1 protein-coding gene is annotated in these 1499 nt (G+C 46.7%); it reads left to right on the plus strand.

From position 1 onward, the window contains the following. Nucleotides 1-217: 217 nt before the first annotated feature. Nucleotides 218-1499 (plus strand): ABC transporter permease (locus tag I2G61_RS16235; protein ID WP_195548474.1); only part of this gene is annotated, 1282 nt, incomplete at its 3' end.

A 1499-nucleotide genomic window follows, 5' to 3' on the forward strand; every position in this document is an offset into this window, starting at 1 on the left:
TCACCCACTCCAACGTCGTATCGGAGCTGAGCGATCACCGGGTAGTTCTCAACGAGGGACAGCTGAAGGATATTCAATAATCAAAAATAAGGCTGAGGTTCAATCCTTGGCCTTTTCCTTAATAAATTTGAAAGGAATTCAGTCTGAAGTTCTATGATACTATGAAGTTGTAGAATAAACCTGACGCAAAGTCAGGGAGGAAAGGGGAAAATAAACGATGAATTTTTTTACACGCGCGATCAAGAATGTGACGCGGCGCATGTCGAAATCAATCCTGTTGGCGATCACCTTCTTTTTGATCGGCAATTTAGTCATTATCGGATTGGGTATCAACAACGCTTCGGAACAGGCGAAGATTGAAACCCGGCGGAAGATGCGGGCTGTCGTTTCGTATGAAACGGATTATATGGCCTTCTATGATTATGCCGACGCGCTGGAAGGGGAGGAACAACAGGAAGCTTACAAGAATTATCCGTCGGTAAAGCTGGAGGACATCAAGAGCCTGATGAGCGACGAGCGGGTCAAAACGGTCAATGTTGTCAGCACCAATATGCTTTATTCCAATGATTTTGAAACAGTGCCGCTGAACAATGAGCGGGAAAGCAACGGCGGCGGAACGATGACCTATGAAGATGGAACCACCGTGGAATACATTGAGCCCGATCTGAAATTTCAGACCAATTTCTTTCCGAATATGATCGAGCTGGAAGACAAGATGTATGAAATTGTGGAAGGCCGGTTTTATAACCAGGCAGAAGTAGACGAAGGCAAAATGGTCTGCCTGATCACCGACAAACTGGCCAGCCATAACAATCTGCGTGTCGGCGATACGATTACGATTGATTTGATCAGCGCGAACGATATGCGGTATTACGAACAAAGCGGCGTTACAGATGAGGATATCCACATGACGCTGGAAATCATCGGGATCTATCACAATAACGAGGAACTGGATGAGAATTCTGACGAATACAAATGGATGAGCCGCTATGATTCGCCGGACAATACAATTCTGGCCCCGGCGCTGGCTTACGGCAATGCTTTCTATAAGATCGGCATGAAGCAATATGAATACTCTAAAGAACAATATCCGGAAGATTACACGGATGTGGAAGTGCCGACCCCGGAAAGCTATACGTATGTCAACAAAGCGGTCTTCCTGTTGGACGATCCGCTGAATGTCGATCAGTTCGTGGCGGATCATCAGTCTGATTTGAAGGAGTTCATGAAGATTGACGCGAATAATGATACGTTTAAGAAACTGGCGCGGCCGCTGGATACACTGTCGCTGTTCTCCAACATCATCGTCTGGATCGTTGCGATCAATGCCATCGTCATCATTACGTTAGTCACAGCCTTAACGCTGAAAACCCGTGAATATGAGATCGGCGTGCTGCTTTCGATCGGTGTTTCCAAGATGAAGATTGTGGCGCAGTTCTTCGTCGAATTGATCATCGTCGCACTGATCGGCTTCACCCTGTCAGTCGTCAGCGGTTCGT

The sequence above is a fragment of the Holdemania sp. 1001095H_141210_F2 genome (assembly GCF_015558105.1).
Lineage (GTDB): Bacteria > Bacillota_I > Bacilli_A > Erysipelotrichales > Erysipelotrichaceae > Holdemania.